The sequence below is a fragment of the Bacteroides caecigallinarum genome (assembly GCF_021530995.1).
Lineage (GTDB): Bacteria > Bacteroidota > Bacteroidia > Bacteroidales > Bacteroidaceae > Phocaeicola > Phocaeicola faecigallinarum.
This window is the reverse complement of record NZ_JADYTF010000028.1, coordinates 17376-31879: the sequence shown is the minus strand read 5'-3', so window position 1 is coordinate 31879 and position 14504 is coordinate 17376. Positions and strand designations below refer to the sequence as shown.

Annotated in this window: 12 protein-coding genes and 2 rRNA genes; 9 read left to right on the top strand and 5 right to left on the bottom strand. The window is 41.0% G+C overall.

From position 1 onward, the window contains the following. From I6E24_RS05935 to leuB, 8 genes are all read left to right on the top strand, one after another. A 23S ribosomal RNA gene (locus I6E24_RS05935) occupies positions 1-160 on the top strand; the annotation flags it as partial. Positions 161-297: 137 nt separating this feature from the next. Beyond that, positions 298-407, top strand: a 5S ribosomal RNA gene (gene rrf / locus I6E24_RS05930). 206 nt (positions 408-613) lie between these two features. Beyond that, entirely contained in the window at positions 614-1780 is a 1167-nt protein-coding gene (gene pncB, locus I6E24_RS05925) for a nicotinate phosphoribosyltransferase (RefSeq protein ID WP_235327046.1), read from the top strand. A 313-nt stretch (positions 1781-2093) separates the two neighbouring features. Further along, complete coding sequence (locus tag I6E24_RS05920) at positions 2094-3590, top strand: 2-isopropylmalate synthase (RefSeq protein WP_235327044.1); 1497 nt, start codon at positions 2094-2096, stop codon at positions 3588-3590. Positions 3591-3716: 126 nt separating this feature from the next. Beyond that, positions 3717-5111 (top strand): 3-isopropylmalate dehydratase large subunit, encoded by a 1395-nt coding sequence (gene leuC / locus I6E24_RS05915; protein ID WP_235327042.1) that lies wholly within the window; start codon positions 3717-3719, stop codon positions 5109-5111. A gap of 21 nt (positions 5112-5132) precedes the next feature. Beyond that, a complete protein-coding gene (gene leuD / locus I6E24_RS05910; RefSeq protein ID WP_204508323.1) occupies positions 5133-5735 on the top strand; it encodes a 3-isopropylmalate dehydratase small subunit in 603 nt (200 codons plus the stop codon). A 17-nt stretch (positions 5736-5752) separates the two neighbouring features. After that, complete coding sequence (locus I6E24_RS05905; RefSeq protein WP_204508321.1) at positions 5753-7273, top strand: alpha-isopropylmalate synthase regulatory domain-containing protein; 1521 nt, start codon at positions 5753-5755, stop codon at positions 7271-7273. A 25-nt stretch (positions 7274-7298) separates the two neighbouring features. Further along, positions 7299-8360, top strand: a complete 1062-nt coding sequence (gene leuB / locus I6E24_RS05900; RefSeq protein WP_204401441.1) for a 3-isopropylmalate dehydrogenase — start codon at positions 7299-7301, stop codon at positions 8358-8360. A gap of 89 nt (positions 8361-8449) precedes the next feature. On the opposite strand, the gene I6E24_RS05895 is transcribed toward leuB, so the two are convergent. The 5 genes from I6E24_RS05895 to msrA form a co-directional block, all read right to left on the bottom strand. Beyond that, positions 8450-9754, bottom strand: coding sequence for a tetratricopeptide repeat protein (locus tag I6E24_RS05895; RefSeq protein ID WP_235327040.1), 1305 nt, complete (start codon positions 9752-9754; stop codon positions 8450-8452). Positions 9755-9769: 15 nt separating this feature from the next. Continuing rightward, positions 9770-10984, bottom strand: a complete 1215-nt coding sequence (locus I6E24_RS05890; protein WP_235327038.1) for a TlpA family protein disulfide reductase — start codon at positions 10982-10984, stop codon at positions 9770-9772. An 82-nt stretch (positions 10985-11066) separates the two neighbouring features. Continuing rightward, entirely contained in the window at positions 11067-12344 is a 1278-nt protein-coding gene (locus I6E24_RS05885; RefSeq protein ID WP_235327036.1) for a M56 family metallopeptidase, read from the bottom strand. A gap of 50 nt (positions 12345-12394) precedes the next feature. After that, on the bottom strand, positions 12395-12760 hold the full coding sequence (locus I6E24_RS05880; RefSeq protein ID WP_235327034.1) for a BlaI/MecI/CopY family transcriptional regulator: 366 nt from the start codon (positions 12758-12760) through the stop codon (positions 12395-12397). A gap of 225 nt (positions 12761-12985) precedes the next feature. Then, positions 12986-13471, bottom strand: coding sequence for a peptide-methionine (S)-S-oxide reductase MsrA (gene msrA, locus I6E24_RS05875; RefSeq protein WP_235327032.1), 486 nt, complete (start codon positions 13469-13471; stop codon positions 12986-12988). Positions 13472-13586: 115 nt separating this feature from the next. On the opposite strand from msrA, the gene I6E24_RS05870 reads away from it, so the two are divergent. Next, positions 13587-14411 (top strand): tetratricopeptide repeat protein, encoded by an 825-nt coding sequence (locus I6E24_RS05870; protein WP_235327031.1) that lies wholly within the window; start codon positions 13587-13589, stop codon positions 14409-14411. The last annotated feature ends 93 nt before the right edge of the window (positions 14412-14504 follow it).

Here is a 14504-nt window from a genome sequence, read left to right as displayed (position 1 = left end):
CTAAGTCTGGATCGGATAAGTGCTGAAAGCATCTAAGTACGAAGCCGGCCACAAGATAAGATTTCTCAGGGTCGTCGTAGACTACGACGTTGATAGGATGCAGGTGTAAAGCTGGAGACAGCAAAGCCGAGCATTACTAATTGCCCGTTGACTTTTGTTATCGCGTAGCACAATGGGTGTTATATACCTTTCGCTCTAAAAAAAGATGAGTTTTGAATGGATTAAGTTTTCAGTTTGTTGATTCATGTTAGTTTCTCAAAATAAAATAAATGGAAACGACAAAGATAAAAAAGAAATTAAGGTGACTATAGCACGAAGGTTCCACCTCTTCCCATTCCGAACAGAGAAGTTAAGCTTCGTCACGCCGATGGTACTGCTAATTGTGGGAGAGTAGGTAGTCGCCGTTTTAAGAGAGAAAGATCCCCGAGGTAGAGATACTTCGGGGATTTTCGCGTTTATATACACTTTGATATGTGTATACTATGAAAAATACTGATTGTTGGTATTTGTGAAATATCAATGTCTTGTGAAAGATGTGAAAGTAAAATGCACATAAATTTTACATTACGATTAATTTATTGTAAATTTACCACATTGACAAAAAATTATATCTATGATAATAAAATCAATTTTAGATACAGACTTGTATAAGTTCACTACATCATATGCTTATATCAAGTTGTTTCCTTATGCAGTAGGAACATTCAGTTTTAAGGATCGTGATGAAACGGTGTATTCGGATGATTTCCTGAATGCACTTAAAGAAGAATTCAACAGATTGAAAGGAGTGGGACTGACATCCGATGAACTTGAATATATGTCTGTCAATTGCAGATTCATGCCAAGAGTTTATTGGGAGTGGTTGTCTTCTTTCCGGTTTAATCCTGAGATAATTGAGGTTTATCTTGATGAGGAACGTCATCTGCACATAGAAGTTACCGACTATTTATATAAGGTAACTCTTTATGAAGTTCCTATTCTTGCAATAGTATCTGAAATAAAGAATACGTTTTTTAATCAGAGACCTTTGAAAGAGGAGGTTTTGGCAAAATTGGCTACTAAAGTAGAATTGTCAAACTTGAATGCCATGCCATTTTCTGAATTCGGAACTAGAAGAAGATTCTCTTTCGAAGTACATGATTGGGTAGTTGATTATCTGAAAGAACATTCGAAATATTGTACGGGGACATCAAACTGCTATCTTGCCATGAAATATAATATGCGTCCAATGGGAACTCATCCGCACGAATGGTTCATGTTCCACGGAGCTCAGTTTGGTTATAAACATGCCAACTATATGGCTTTGGAGAATTGGGTAAACGTCTATGATGGTGACTTGGGTACGGCATTGTCTGATACCTATACTTCCGAATCGTTTTTGACAAACTTTAGTCGTAAGCAGGCTAAACTGTTTGACGGTGTGAGATGTGATTCTGGTGATGAAATAGAGTTTGTAGATAAACTTATTGACCGATATAAGGAGTTGGGTATAGATCCTGTTACCAAAACAATAATATTCAGCAATGCCCTGGATTTTGAAAAAGCTTTGGCATTGTATAAGTATTGTCATGGTAAAATAAGATGTTCGTTCGGGATAGGTACAAACCTTACCAATGATACAGGCTACCAGCCTTCGAATATTGTAATGAAACTGTCAAAATGTAAGATGAATGCGAATCAAGGCTGGAGAGAGTGTATAAAATTGTCGGACGACATGGGTAAACACATGGGAAGTATAACAGAAGTTCAGGCATGTATGCATGAACTCAGAATTGAATGATTATCTGTAAAGATGATATAATAACAGTAATAATAAGATGGTAGTATTAAATTGTTGTTAAAAGCAGAGAAAAACTTTCATTTTATTTCGTTATTAAAAAAATATATATACCTTTGCACCGAATAAAAAAATAAAGAATATATGAGCACAATGTTTTTACATATTTTGCTATGCGGTATTATTATTCTACTGGGAACACCGGTGGGAAGTGAGTCGCGTGCATACTGATGTAAAAATATTAAGATATATCAAGCCTTTCTCACTTCCTTGTGCGAAAGGCTTTTTTTTGATAACTATATAAAATGCAAAGAATATGAGTGAGAGATTATTTATTTTTGACACAACTCTTCGAGATGGTGAGCAAGTCCCTGGTTGTCAGCTTAATACGGTAGAAAAAATTCAGGTTGCCCGCCAGTTGGAAGCGCTTGGAGTGGATATTATTGAGGCTGGTTTCCCAGTATCCAGTCCTGGTGACTTTAATTCTGTTATTGAGATTTCAAAAGCAGTGACATGGCCTACTATATGTGCTCTTACACGTGCCGTTCAGAAGGATATTGATGTAGCTGCAGAGGCTTTGAAGTATGCAAAGCATAAAAGAATTCATACAGGAATCGGTACATCAGATTCACATATCAAGTACAAGTTCAATTCTACAAGAGAAGAAATCATAGAACGTGCTGTTGCAGCTGTAAAATACGCAAAACGATATGTAGAGGATGTAGAGTTCTATGCTGAAGATGCAGGACGTACTGAGAATGAGTATTTGGCAAGAGTCGTTGAAGCTGTAATCAAAGCCGGTGCTACTGTTGTAAACATTCCTGATACTACAGGATACTGTCTTCCTGAAGAATATGGTGCGAAAATCAAATATTTGATGGAACATGTCAATGGAATAGACAAGGCCATAATTTCTACTCACTGTCACAATGATTTGGGTATGGCTACAGCAAATACCATTTCTGGGGTGCTGAATGGTGCAAGACAGGTTGAAGTGACTATAAATGGCATAGGTGAGAGAGCCGGAAATACTTCTCTTGAAGAGGTAGCCATGATTCTTCGTTGCCACAATGACATCGATATTGATACAAACATCAATACTACAAAGATTTATCCAACCAGCAGAATGGTTTCAAGCCTTATGAACATGCCTGTTCAGCCTAACAAGGCTATTGTAGGACGTAATGCCTTTGCCCACTCATCAGGAATACATCAGGATGGAGTTTTGAAGAATGTTCAGACATACGAGATTATCGATCCTAAGGATGTGGGTATTGATGACAATGCCATCGTATTGACAGCCCGCAGCGGACGTGCTGCATTGAAGCACAGACTCCATATTCTTGGATTGGATATGACTCAGGAGAAACTTGATAAGGTTTATGAGGACTTCCTGAAACTTGCCGACAAGAAGAAAGATATCTCTGACGATGATATTATGGTATTGGCAGGTGCCGACAGAAATGTGAACCACCATATCAAACTGGAATATCTGCAGGTTACAAGTGGTGTAGGGGTTCGTTCTGTAGCGAGTCTCGGACTTAACATTTCCGGCGAGCATTTCGAAGCTGCCGCTACTGGTAACGGTCCTGTTGATGCCGCTATCAAAGCAGTCAAGCAGATTATCAAGCGTCAGATGACTCTAAAGGAATTTACTATCCAGGCTATCAGCAAGGGTAGTGATGATGTGGGTAAAGTACACATGCAGGTGGAATATGACGGTCAGATGTTCTATGGATTCGGCGCCAATACAGACATCATTGCAGCTTCAGTAGAAGCTTATATCGACTGTATCAACAAGTTCAAAAAATAATACAAGTAGCTTTTCAGACAAAAGAACATAATTACATAAATAAAAAATATGAGATATAATCAAGTAAATATGTCTTTTTTATTCTTATGTCTGAAAACCTTAAAAACTCAATAACTAAAAATAAACATGAATACTTTATTTGACAAGATATGGGATGCACATGTGGTGCAGAAGGTTGAGGAAGGACCTACCCAATTATATATAGACCGTCTTTATTGCCACGAAGTGACAAGTCCGCAGGCTTTTGCCGGTATGCGTGCGCGTGGTTTGAAATGTTTCCGTCCGGAGAAAATCTACTGTATGCCGGACCACAACACTCCGACTCACGATCAGGACAAACCGATTGAGGACCCGGTATCAAAAGCTCAGGTAGATGCCTTGGCACAGAATGCCGCCGATTTCGGTCTGACACATTTCGGAATGATGAACAAGAAGAACGGTATCATCCATGTGGTTGGTCCTGAGAGAGGATTGACACTTCCAGGAATGACTATCGTATGTGGCGATTCGCATACATCTACTCACGGTGCCATGGGAGCAGTGGCTTTTGGTATTGGAACCAGTGAAGTGGAAATGGTTATGGCATCGCAGTGTATTCTTCAGTCGCGCCCTAAGACAATGCGTATCACTATCGACGGAAAACTTGGTAAAGGAGTGACTGCAAAAGACGTAGCCCTTTATATGATGTCGAAGATGACTACAAGCGGTGCTACAGGATATTTCGTGGAATATGCCGGAGAAGCAATCCGCAGCCTAACTATGGAAGGACGTCTTACTCTGTGTAACCTGTCTATCGAGATGGGAGCACGTGGCGGTATGATAGCTCCGGACGAAGTGACTTTCGAATACATCAAAGGACGCGAATATGCACCTAAAGGAGAAGAGTGGGATAAGGCTCTTGCTTACTGGAAGACTTTGAAGAGTGACGATGACGCTGTGTTTGATAAAGAAGTCCGCTATGATGCAGCAGACATTCAGCCTATGATTACATACGGAACTAACCCAGGTATGGGTATGGCAATTACTTCAAACATTCCTACTACAGACGGTATGAGCGAAGTAGAAAAAGGTTCTTTCGAGAAATCTATGCAATACATGGGATTTGCACCGGGTGAAAATCTGATAGGAAAGAAAGTGGATTATGTTTTCCTTGGTGCATGTACAAATGGACGTATTGAAGATTTCCGTGCCTTCGCTTCAATAGTTAAAGGACGCAAGAAAGCTGATAATATTACTGCATGGCTTGTCCCTGGATCATGGATGGTGGACGAACAGATTCGTGAAGAAGGCTTGGATAAAGTTCTTGAAGAAGCAGGCTTTGAAATCCGTCAGCCAGGATGTTCTGCATGTCTTGCCATGAATGACGATAAGATTCCTGCAGGCAAATATTCGGTTTCTACAAGCAACAGAAACTTCGAAGGACGTCAGGGACCTGGTTCAAGAACATTGCTTGCAAGTCCGCTTACAGCCGCTGCAGCAGCAGTAACAGGAGTGATAACAGATCCAAGAACACTTATGTAATCAGTAAAATAGAGTATAACAATGAAACAGAAATTCGATATAATAACAAGCACTTGTATCCCTTTGCCTTTGGAAAACGTGGATACAGACCAGATAATCCCTGCACGTTTCCTTAAAGCTACTACACGTGATGAGAAGTTTTTCGGTGACAATCTTTTCCGCGACTGGAGATATAATCCGGACGGTTCGTTGAATAAAGACTTTGTTCTGAACGATCCTAAATACAGCGGACAGGTCTTGGTGGCAGGAAAGAACTTTGGTAGCGGTTCAAGCCGTGAGCATGCGGCGTGGGCAATTGCCGGATATGGTTTCAGAGTGGTAGTGTCAAGTTTCTTTGCCGATATCCACAAGAATAACGAACTGAACAATTTCGTTCTTCCGGTAGTGGTAAGCGAAGAATTCCTGAAGGAACTTTTCGATTCTATATATGCAGATCCTAAAACAGAGGTAGAGGTAAATCTTCCTGAACAGACTATCACAAACAAGGCTACAGGCAAATCGGAGAAATTCGAGATAAATGCCTATAAGAAGCACTGCCTGATGAACGGTCTGGACGATATAGATTTCCTTGTAGAAAACAGGGACAAGATAGCAGCATACGAAGAAGCTGTAAGTAAAAGATAATAATTGAACTGATAAATATGGATCATCCTGTAATAGAAATAATGGATACAACACTCCGCGACGGTGAACAGACCAGCGGAGTATCGTTTGTACCACACGAAAAACTGATGATAGCCCGCATGTTGCTAGAAGACCTGAAGGTTGACAGGATAGAGGTGGCATCGGCACGTGTGTCCGACGGAGAACTGAATGCTGTCAGGATGATATGCGATTGGGCAGCACGCCACAATATGCTATATAAGGTAGAGGTACTTGGCTTTGTGGACGGTACTGTCTCTGTCGATTGGATACATGATGCAGGTGGCCGTGTGATAAACCTTCTTTCAAAGGGCTCGGAGAAACATTGCCGTTATCAGCTGAAGAAAACACTAGAGGAACATCTTGAAGATATTCGCCGTACAGTGGCATACGCTTTGGACCGTGATATGGAAGTCAATCTTTATCTGGAAGACTGGAGTAACGGTATGAAAGACTCTCCGGAGTATGTTTTCGGGCTTGTTGACGGATTGCTTGATGTAGGAATAAGGCGTTTTATGCTGCCCGATACTTTAGGTATTCTGAATCCTCTTCAGGTGATAGAGTATATGCGCAAGATGAAGAAACGCTATCCTGATTTGCATTTCGATTTCCATGCGCACAATGACTATGATTTGGCTGTCAGCAATGTATTGGCAGCAGTTCTGAGCGGAGTAAAAGGTCTTCACACCACAATCAACGGCTTGGGCGAGCGTGCAGGAAATGCTCCTCTTGCCAGTGTGCAGGCGATATTGAAAGATCATTTTCAGGCTATCACACATATTGACGAAAGCCGTCTGAATGAGATAAGCCGTACTGTTGAATCATACTCAGGTATAAGCATTCCTGCCAACAAACCTATAGTAGGTCAGAATGTATTCACTCAGGTGGCAGGTGTCCATGCCGACGGTGACAGCAAGAACAATCTTTATTTCAACGATCTTCAGCCGGAACGTTTCGGCCGTGTGAGGGAATATGCTTTGGGTAAGAACTCAGGTAAGGCGAATATCCGTAAGAATCTTGAGAGTCTGGGACTGGAACTGGATGAAGAATCAATGCGTAAGGTGACAGACCGTATCATTGAACTTGGCGACCGCAAGGAACTTGTGACTCAGGATGACTTGCCTTATATCATTAGTGATGTGCTCAAACATGATACGGTAGATAAAAAGGTCAAGCTTTTAAGCTACTTTGTCACCCTTGCCCAAGGATTGAAACCTATGGCAACATTGAGCATAGAGATAGACGGTAAAGTATATCAGGAAAGCTCAAGTGGTGATGGTCAGTACGATGCTTTTGTACGCGCATTGCGAAAGATATATAAAGGGACACTGAACCGTAAGTTCCCTATGCTTGTGAATTATGCCGTTACCATTCCACCGGGCGGACGCACAGACGCATTTGTACAGACAGTGATAACATGGAATTATGAAGACAAGGAATTCCGTACCCGTGGTTTGGATGCCGACCAGACAGAAGCAGCAATTAAAGCTACAATAAAAATGTTGAATCTTATTGAATAGAAAATAAACTTAAAACTCAAATACAATGGATTTTAAAATAGCAGTATTAGCCGGTGACGGAATAGGACCGGAAATCTCCGTTCAGGGAGTTGATGTAATGACAGCCGTTTGCGAGAAATTCGGACATAAAGTTTCATACGAATATGCCATCTGTGGTGCAGACGCAATAGATAAAGTGGGCGATCCGTTTCCGGAAGCAACTTACGAGGCTTGTAAAAATGCCGATGCTGTATTGTTCTCGGCAGTAGGCGACCCTAAATTCGATAATGACCCTACAGCAAAAGTACGTCCGGAACAGGGACTTCTGGCTATGCGCAAAAAACTCGGTTTGTTTGCAAATATCCGTCCTGTACAGACTTTCAAATGTCTGGTACACAAGTCTCCTCTTAAGGCAGAACTCGTTGACGGTGCAGACTTCCTTTGTATCCGCGAGCTGACAGGAGGTATGTATTTCGGCGAAAAGTATCAGGATAACGACAAAGCATACGATACAAATATGTACACTCGTCCTGAAATCGAAAGAATTCTGAAAGTAGGTTTTGAATATGCTATGAAGCGTCGCAAACACCTTACTGTGGTTGATAAGGCAAATGTGCTTGCTTCTTCACGTCTGTGGAGACAGATTGCCCAGGAAATGGCTCCTCAGTATCCGGAAGTGACTACAGACTACATGTATGTGGATAATGCAGCAATGAAGATGATTCAGGAACCTAAGTTCTTCGATGTAATGGTTACAGAAAATACATTCGGCGACATCCTTACAGATGAAGGTTCTGTAATCAGCGGTTCTATGGGACTTCTTCCATCTGCTTCTACAGGCGAAAGTACACCGGTATTCGAGCCTATCCACGGTTCTTGGCCACAGGCTAAGGGGCTGAACATCGCCAATCCGTTAGCACAGATATTGTCTGTTGCAATGCTGTTCGAATATTTTGATTTGAAAGAAGAAGGAGCATTGGTCCGTCGTGCCGTTGATGCTTCACTTGATGCCAACGTACGTACTCCTGAAATTCAGGTAGAAGGTGGTGCCAAATACGGTACCAAGGAAGTTGGCCAGTGGATTGTAGATTATATCAAGAAAGCATAATCATTACTCATATACAATATAAGAAGTCCGGACAGTTTTTTATCTTCTGTCCGGACTTTTTTTATATTCTGTGGTCAAATGTAATAATTTTACTGTGGTTTTCCTTTAAAGAATTTATGTTCCTTGATATTCTTGATTTTTATTTCGGCATCTTGATAATAGGTTCTTCTGTCGTTGTCTATTTCTCCGTTCTCGTCATATTTATAACGCTTGTCTTCTGGAACATTTTCCATATATTTGTTGAAATATTTTAAAGCATTCTCGTAGTCATTTCTGTAATAATATCTGCATCCGATGGTATAGAACAACACATTTTCCTTGGAGTATTCGTATTGCTTCAATAAAGCGGCTATTTCACCTTTGGTGTCAAGGTTCAGCTCACAGCATTCTGCCAGACCTTTGTAGAGTCGGATCATAACACTGTCTGTTGGCATGGTCAGCGATATGGCGGTGTTCATGGCTTCTACACCTTCTTCTTTCCATGAAGTACGGGCAGCGGATTTGGCGAAATAATATAAAGCTCCTGTGTTTGGTCCTGACGGTTGCATTATACTTATAGCCTTTTTCAGATTGTCGTAAGCGGAATAAAAGTCATAGTTGCCGTAGTACGACATACCGAGATAGAACAGTGTCAGATAAGAATTGTCGCCCATTCTTTTCAGGCTTTCATATCTTTCTATCGCTTTGGGATACATTTTCATCATGCAGAAAGCTTTTGCATTTTGGCGGTTCACGTCTATGTTGAGCGAGTCATGTCGTCGGTATTCCTCTGTAATGAGCATCGCGTATGAATACTGCCCATTGTTGTTTACCATATTGGCTATTCTGGATATAATCTGAGGGTCCAGAGAATCACGGCGAAATGCGGCATTATATCCGGCAAAGGCGGATAGAGGATCTTCGTTTTCGTATGTTTCTCCCAACAGGCGGTAAGCAGTGGCAGAAGTGGAGTCGCGATCTATCCAGTCGTGACATGCTTTCCTCGCATTTTCCAAGTCGTCAAGAGCAATCAGGGCATTGATGTGTTTCTGTCTGAAGAAAGATTTGTCGGGGCTGAGTCTCACGGCATGAGCGTATGCTTCAGAACTTTTCCTTACATCTCCAATCCTTCTGTAGCACTCCGCTATTTCTGCCCATGATTTTAGTGAGGTACTGTCCTGCTCAAGCCTCTTCTGGAGTAGCGGAAGTGCGGTTTGCCATTTGTTGAGTTCCTTACAGGCCTGTAGCCTGAATTCCGTACATTCCTCGTCGAGCGAGTCGGTACACGAAGTAAGTTCAAGAACCTTTTCGTATTCGTAGTTATCAATGGCAATTCTTATGCTGTCCTTGTTTTGAGCCAGCACTCCGAGCGTAAAGGTGCATGACAAACAAAAAAGAAGTCTTCCTGATTTCATATTTATGTATGTGGTTTATAGATTTTTCTTAATCTCGTCCTCTATCTCTTTGTCACTTATCTTTTCGGCGTATCCCTGGAATTTCTTCAATATCTTTCTGTCTTTACCTATCAGATAAAATTGAGGAACACTGCTTCCGGCCTGATAGTCATTAATAAGTTTTTCTATACTTTCCTTGTCGGCAGTGAGGAATTTGTATTTTATATCATTCTTCCTGATATAGTTCTCGCTCGATGATTTTCTCTTTATCCATGTCTCAACAGCTATGATTTCAAGCTCATTATTGTCGTATTTCTCTCTAAGCCTGTTCAGGAAAGGGATAGAAACTTTACACGGACCGCATCCTATTCCTGTGAGCTGTAGAAGGACAATTTTCGATTTAATGTCGCTAAGCGAGATTTTCCGGTCGTTAATATCAGTCAGAGTCCATTCCGGAGCAGTCTTGCCTGTCATGTCAATGGCGGGCTTATTGCTTTTCTGTCCTCTAATGTACCGTTCATAGCCTTCCGGATAGTAATCTTCTGCTATTATTTTCCCCATTCCCGAGGGGTTGAATACAAAGTCGGAACAGATTTTTTCATCTATATTATGTTGCATTTCCCTGCGATAGCGGTATGGCATATCATTTTCTTTAGAGATCCATACTTTGTAAATAGATGTAGGATCGTATATGTAAGGGTTTTCCGGCATATATTGAGCTTTTCCGAAAAATTCTACCTGATTCGGCATATTTATCGTCAGTTCCATAAGAAAATCCTTTCCCTCGTCCTTCAGTGTGAGGACAATGCTGTCGTTTGTGTTCAGCGCATAATCTATTATTTCTTTCATGTGATAAAAAGCCTCTTGCTTAATGATTCTGAATGGTAAAGGTCTTTTTCGTGTGAAGTCATCTATTACTATTTCTTTCTCCTTTTCTTCAATATATGATTGAACAGTTCCATCATATACTGATAGAGGATGCTTGAATTCCTTATCGGATGCAATGATATATGAATAACCTATGGCGGTATCTTCAGGATTTACATGCTCGTATATTTCCCTCTGTTCATCGTATACAGGTTCATTGTCTCCCGGCTCCCAAGATTTAAGTACACAATGGTATTTTACTGAATTTACCTTGTTCATATTCTCAAGCACTTCAGAAAGATATTCCCTGTCAGTTTTCTTTCCGCAGGCGGAAAACATTACCATAAATAATATGGAAATATAAATGTAGATATGTGTTTTCATAAATAGTATTAGTCTTATATTAAGAATCCACTTTAAGATTCCTGCCGTTAATCACATCTTAAAGTGGATTCAGAAAATTGATTTACTGTAGTCTGAATGTTACAGGGACGGTGTATTTAACTCTTACAACCTGACCTCTCTGCATTCCCGGTTTCCATTTAGGCATTTCTTTCATAACCCTCAACGCTTCTGCATCAAGGTCCGGATCTACAGAACGTATTACTTTAAATTCTGTAGGAGTACCGTCCTTTTCAACTACGAACTGAACGATTACTCTGCCCTGTACGTTCTTTGCCATTGCTGATGCTGGGTATTTGGCGTTTTTGCTAAGGAAGCTCATAAGTTCCTGAATTCCTCCCGGGAATTCAGGCATCTTTTCCACTACCATGAATACCTCGTCTTTGGTTTCCGCTTTTTCGGCAGGAGCTTCTACCACTTCAGGCTTTTCTGTTGCAGCCTTTTCTTTTACATCATCAGTCTTTGTTGCTTCCGAAGAGCATGAAATGTTTCCGGCAAGGAGTAGAGCAAAGGCCGGAATGGCGAACAGGGCATATTTGATATGTCCCGCACCGTTTGTTTTTTTCTTGTTCATCATAATGATACGTTGTTTAAGGTGAGAAAAATTAAAATTATTAGATAAACCATACTTGTGATTGTATGTCAGTCCAAGCAGGTGATATTGATAGCTTTTTGTGGCGAATCCCGCATCCATAACCTTTCTGTCTGCCAGAAATTCAAGATTCAGTCTCACTTCGCGTTTCATCAGCCATGCGAATGGATTTATCCAGCAGCATATATTTACCAGTTCGGAGATAATCACATCTATGGAATGTTTCTGGCGGACATGAGCCATTTCGTGAGTGAGAATTTCGTTCATTTCCTCTTCTTTTACATTGTCAGGATTCAGGAAAATCCAATTGAAGAATGAAAACGGACCGGACTTGTCTTTCATGCATTTTATACGTATTCCGTTCACTGTCTTTTCCGGTGTGCGGAGAATAATCAGATATAGGCTTATGGCCTGAACAATCAGTCTTACGGATAATGCCAATATTCCGGCAATGTATATATTTTTTATCCATTCGGAAATTACAAATACCTGATTTCCCGGTTCAGTTCCGGCCGTTCCAACTACTATTTCAGGAATAGTGGTGGAATAATCAAAATTTGTCAGCATTACCAGGCTGTCGCGCGTCTCCATCCATTCACGTATATCAATCAGCGGTATGATGAACGGAAGGATAAGTGCCAGCATGAGTATCAACCTTCTTGAATTGAAGAGAGTATCGCGTGTGCATACCAGTTTGTACAGTGCGTAAAACAGGATTATGCCCAAATTGACTTGAAGTAGGTATATCATAAATAATGTATTTTAAAGTATTGAAGATTTTACAGCTTTCTGACGGAGATTTATTTGTCATCTTCTTTCTCTATCAGATTTATGATTTCGTTAAGTTCGTCTTTCGAAATCTTCTGTTCTTTGGCGAAGAAAGAAACCATTTCCTTATATGAGTTGGCAAAGTAGTTTTTCACCAGACTGCTTACCGAACTTTTTGTGTAGTCTTCCTGTTTCACCAGTGGGGTATATCTGTAGGTGTTTCCGAACTTTTCGGCTTTCAGATAACCTTTTCTTTTAAGATTGTTTATTATTGATGCAACCGTGGTATAGGGTGGGAGCGGTTCGTCATAACATCCCACTACGTCTTTCACATAGCAAGGCCCCAGTTTCCATATAAAGCGCATAGCTTCTTCTTCCTGAAATGTCAGTTTTTCCATATCGTATCAATATTTTAATTACTAACTTTTCGCAAATCTACGAAATAATCGTAATTATGCAAATATTAGAAGGTTAAACATGGTTAATGACGGAAATAATTCATATTGGTGGTTTGTAGTGCCGGTATCAAAAAAAAACAGCAGCCCATTCGATTTAAAACGGGCTGTCGTTTAAATCAATATGGGCTGTCGTTTTAAGGTAGATTTCTTATGCTTGAAATTTTGTCAGAATTTTTTCACTCTGATATGGCAATAAGGCTCGCCGCCTGTTTTGTCATAGTAATGTTGGTGATAGTCCTCAGCTTCCCAAAAATGCGATGCCGGAGTAAGAGCTGTGTTTACTTCATATCCTTTGTCGCATAATATAGCAATAACATTCTGCACCTGCTCCAGCTGTGAATTGTCAAGATAGAAAATCTCGCTTCTGTATTGAGGACCTATGTCAGGACCCTGCCCGTCGGTCTGTGCGGGGTCGTGTATTTCGAAAAACAGCTTGCACAGGTCTGTGTATGAAATCTTTTCGGCGTCATATTCTACAAGTACAGCTTCGGCATGTCCTGTAGTGTGAGCCTTTACTTCCTGATATGTAGGGTTTTCCTTGTGCCCGCCTATGTATCCCACTGTGGTGCTTATCACACCGTTTGCCCTTTCCATCTGGTGTTGTACTCCCCAGAAACATCCGCAGGCAAAAATAGCTTTTTCTGTTTTCATGATTTCAGTCTGTTTTATAAATGAATGTGCAAACATACAAAAAGATTTTAACTCTTTCGCTATATATATGTTTATCTGTTACCTTTGCGTCGTAAACTATAGAAGATTCGTGATTATGAAGAAAATATTTATACTCATCTTTATGTCGCTTGGTACTTTATTCCAATCATATTCGCAATCGTACAATGAGGTTGTTGAACGTGCCATGAAGTATGCCTTGAGTGGCAGTCTTGTGCAAGCGGAAAAGCTTTTCCGTGAGGCTCTGAAAATGGACCCTAACAATGCGCGTAATGCTCTTCTTTTTTCCAACCTTGGTACGGTTCTGAAACGTATGGGGCGTACGGATGAGGCTATCGAGGCATATACCATGGCTCTTAATATCACTCCGTATTCTACAGCCATGCTTCTAAACCGTGGAACTTTGTATCTCGACAAAGGATTGGATTCGAAGGCATATGTTGATTTCTGTAATGTGATAGACCTGATACCTGAGAATATAGAGGCCCGCCTCTATCGTGCATACATATATATGCAGAGGCGCGAGTATACGGAGGCACGGATAGATTATAATGTTATAGTAGGTAAGGAACCGTCGCATAAAGCTGCGCGTATAGGTCTGGCAATGCTAGACCAGCTTGAGGGAAACCTTACCGGGGCACGTGACAAACTGAATCTGCTTATTGGTGAGTTTACTGACGATCCATCACTCTTGATAATGAGGGCAAATCTTGATTTGGAAAGAGGATACCCTGAGGCTGCTGTCATTGATCTGGAAGAAGCGTTGCGTCTTAATCCTAAGGATGCGGAGACCACTGTACAGTTAGGCGATGTATATCTGTCATTGAAAGATAAGGACAAGGCGCTAAAGGCATACGAGAAAGCCATCACTCTAGGGATACCTCGCCCGGTGCTTATGGAACAAATGAAAAAATGTAAATAGAAAAGCCTAATCATGATTGGCGTTACACGTACGTGTTACGGGCGTGACGCGCTTGTGTTTCGCGTGTGACACGGTCGTGATACACGCGTTACA